This is a genomic window from Rhizobacter sp. (assembly GCF_035702065.1).
Classification (GTDB): domain Bacteria; phylum Pseudomonadota; class Gammaproteobacteria; order Burkholderiales; family Burkholderiaceae_C; genus Rhizobacter.
The window spans coordinates 1-2,664 of the sequence record NZ_DASSRA010000122.1 but is presented as its reverse complement, the minus strand read 5'-3'; the positions used below and the strand labels follow the sequence as shown (position 1 = coordinate 2,664).

The following is a 2,664-nucleotide window of genomic DNA, read 5'->3' as shown; positions in this document are numbered from 1 at the left end:
TCCGGCGAAGACGCGCGTGCCGGTCCCGCCGGTGGTCACCTGCTGCATGGCGTTCATGATGATCTTCACGTGCTCGGGCTGCAGCAGCAGCGGGTCGAGCGCCGCATGTGCGACCTCGCGCCGTTCGCGCGTGACCACGTCTTCCACCTCGCGCACCAGGCGCGGCTTGTAGCGCTGGCCACCCGAGACCAGCGTGGACACGGCGCTCGCCAGCTGGAGCATGGTGAAGTTGTTGTAGCCCTGGCCGATGCCCAGGGAGATGGTCTCGCCGGCGAACCACTTCTGCTGCTCGGGCTTCTTGTAGGCGCGCCGCTTCCACTCGGTCGATGGCAGCAGGCCGGTCAACTCGCCTTCGATGTCGATCCCGGTCTTGCGGCCGAAGCCGAAGGGTTCGAGCTGGTCGTGCATCACGTCCACGCCCAGGTCGTTGGCCAGCGAATAGAAGTAGACGTTGCTGGAGAGGGCGATGGCGCGCGTCATGTCCACCGGGCCGAGGCCGGTGTCGCCGTGGCTGCGGAAGGTGTGGTTGCCGAACTGGAAGGTGCCGCCGTCGTAGATGATCTGCGTGGGGCTGCGCTTGCCGGTGTTGAGCGCGGCCATCGCCATGAAGGGCTTGAAGGTGGAGCCGGGCGGGTAGGTGCCGCGCAATGCGCGGTTCAGCAGCGGCTTGTCGATCGACTCGTTGAGCTCGCGCCACGAGTCGGCATCGATGCCGTCGACGAAGAGGTTGGGGTCGAAGGTGGGCTTGCTGACGAAGGCCAGCAGTTCGCCGTTGCGCGGGTCCATCGCCACCAGCGCGCCACGGCGCTCGCCGAACAGCTGCTCCACCAGGGCCTGCAGGCGGATGTCGATCGACATCACCAGCTTGTTGCCGGGCGTCGGCGGGTTGCTCTTGAGGCGGCGCACCGCACGCCCGCCGGCGCTCGTTTCCACCTCTTCGAGGCCGGTGATGCCGTGCAGGTCGGCCTCGTAGCTCTGCTCGACGCCGAGCTTGCCGATGTATTCGGTGCCACGGTAGTTGTCGAGCTGCTCCTCGGGCCAGTCTTCCATGGCCGCCTTCTCGGCCTGGTTGATGCGCCCGATGTAGCCGATCAGGTGGCTGCCCACCTCACCCAGCGGGTAGTTGCGGAACAGGCGCGCCTTGATGTCCACGCCGGGAAAGCGGAAGCGCTGCGCGGTGAAGCGCGCCACCTCCTCGTCGGTGAGCTTGGTGCGGATGGGCAGCGACTCGAAGCTCTTGCTTTCTTCCATCAGGCGCTTGAAGCGCTTGCGGTCGCGCGGCGTGACTTCGATGATGGCCTCGAGCGCCGCGATGGTGGCCTCAAGGTCGTCCACCTTCGAGGGCATGATCTCCAGCGTGTAGGCCGAGTAGTTGTTGGCCAGCACCACGCCGTTGCGGTCGACGATGAGGCCGCGGTTGGGCACGATGGGCACCACGGCAATGCGGTTGTTCTCGGCCTGCGTGGCCAGCTCGTCGTGGCGCACCACCTGCAGCAGCACCAGGCGCGCCGTGAGCAGGCCGAAGGCGAGCAGCACGAAGGCCGCTGCCGCCAGCAGCCGCGTGCGGAACTTGCCCAGTTCCTGCTCGACATTGCGCAATTCAGTCATGTCACCCGCCGGTCACAAGGGCCGATTCTGATCCGGATCGGGCGGCCTGCGTTGGGGCGCGAGCAGCAGCAGCGACACGACCGGCCACAGCAGGCTTTCCGCCACCGGCGCCAGCATCACTTCCCAGCCGGGCAGCATGCCGCCGACCAGCATGCGCACCACCATCGACACCGCGTGCGCGGCGACGAACAGCGGCAGGATCTGCAGCGCCTGCGAGAGCACGCCGAACCACAGCAGGCGGCGGTGGATGGTGATCGCGAAGAACGACAGCAGCGTGTAGGCGAGGGCGTGTTGGCCCAGCACCGCGCTGTCGTGCACATCCATCATCAGGCCGAACACGAAGGCGGCGCCCAGGCCCACGCGCCGCGGCTGGTGCACGTTCCAGAACACCAGCACCAATGCCAGCAGGTCCGGCAGGAAAGCGGTGCGGCCCAGCGGCACGAGGTTGAAGGCGAAGGCCATCAGCAGCGTGAACCACATGAACAGCGGGTTCACCGGCAAGAGCAGCTGGTCGGAGCCGCGCGGCATCATGCGGCAGACCCTCCGGGGCGACGCATCGTCATCTGCGGGGCCCTTTCTCTTTGTCCTTCTTCCCCGCCTTGAGCAGGGGCTCGGGTGCCGGCTCGGCCGGCCGCGGCGGCATCTGGATGCCCACCGGCTCCAGCACCAGCACGTGGCGCACGCTGTCGGGCTCGGCCAGCGGTGCAAGCGCGATGCGCGCAAAGCCGGAGTCGACGCGCCGGTCGACGCTCACCACCTTGGCCACCGGCACGCCCGCGGGGTAGATGCCATCGACGCCCGACGTGGAGAGCACGTCGCCCACCTGCACGTCGGCGTTGCCGGCCATGAAGCGCAGCTCCAGGCCCGCTCCCGCCGAGTTGCCGAAAGCCGCACTGCGCGCCTGCGTGCGGCTGTTGAGCACGGGAATGGCGGCCTCCTTGTCGGTGAGCAGCGTGACTTCGGCGCTGTAGGGGTAGACGCGCGTCACCTGGCCCAGCACGCCCACCTCGTTGATGACCGGCGACGACACCACCAGCCCGTCGCGGTTGCCGCGGT

At 68.1% G+C, this 2,664-nt stretch carries 3 protein-coding genes; all 3 read right to left on the bottom strand.

Annotated features, from left to right (window positions below):
* On the bottom strand, nt 1-1,608 hold a 1,608-nt coding region (gene mrdA, locus VFL64_RS05625; RefSeq protein WP_489539396.1), incomplete at its 3' end, for a penicillin-binding protein 2.
* A gap of 12 nt (nt 1,609-1,620) precedes the next feature.
* Nucleotides 1,621-2,139, bottom strand: a complete 519-nt coding sequence (mreD, locus tag VFL64_RS05620) for a rod shape-determining protein MreD (RefSeq protein ID WP_489539395.1) — start codon at nt 2,137-2,139, stop codon at nt 1,621-1,623.
* Between the two features lie 28 nt (nt 2,140-2,167).
* Nucleotides 2,168-2,664, bottom strand: a 497-nt coding sequence (mreC, locus tag VFL64_RS05615; protein ID WP_489539394.1) for a rod shape-determining protein MreC, incomplete at its 5' end; no start/stop codon positions are given.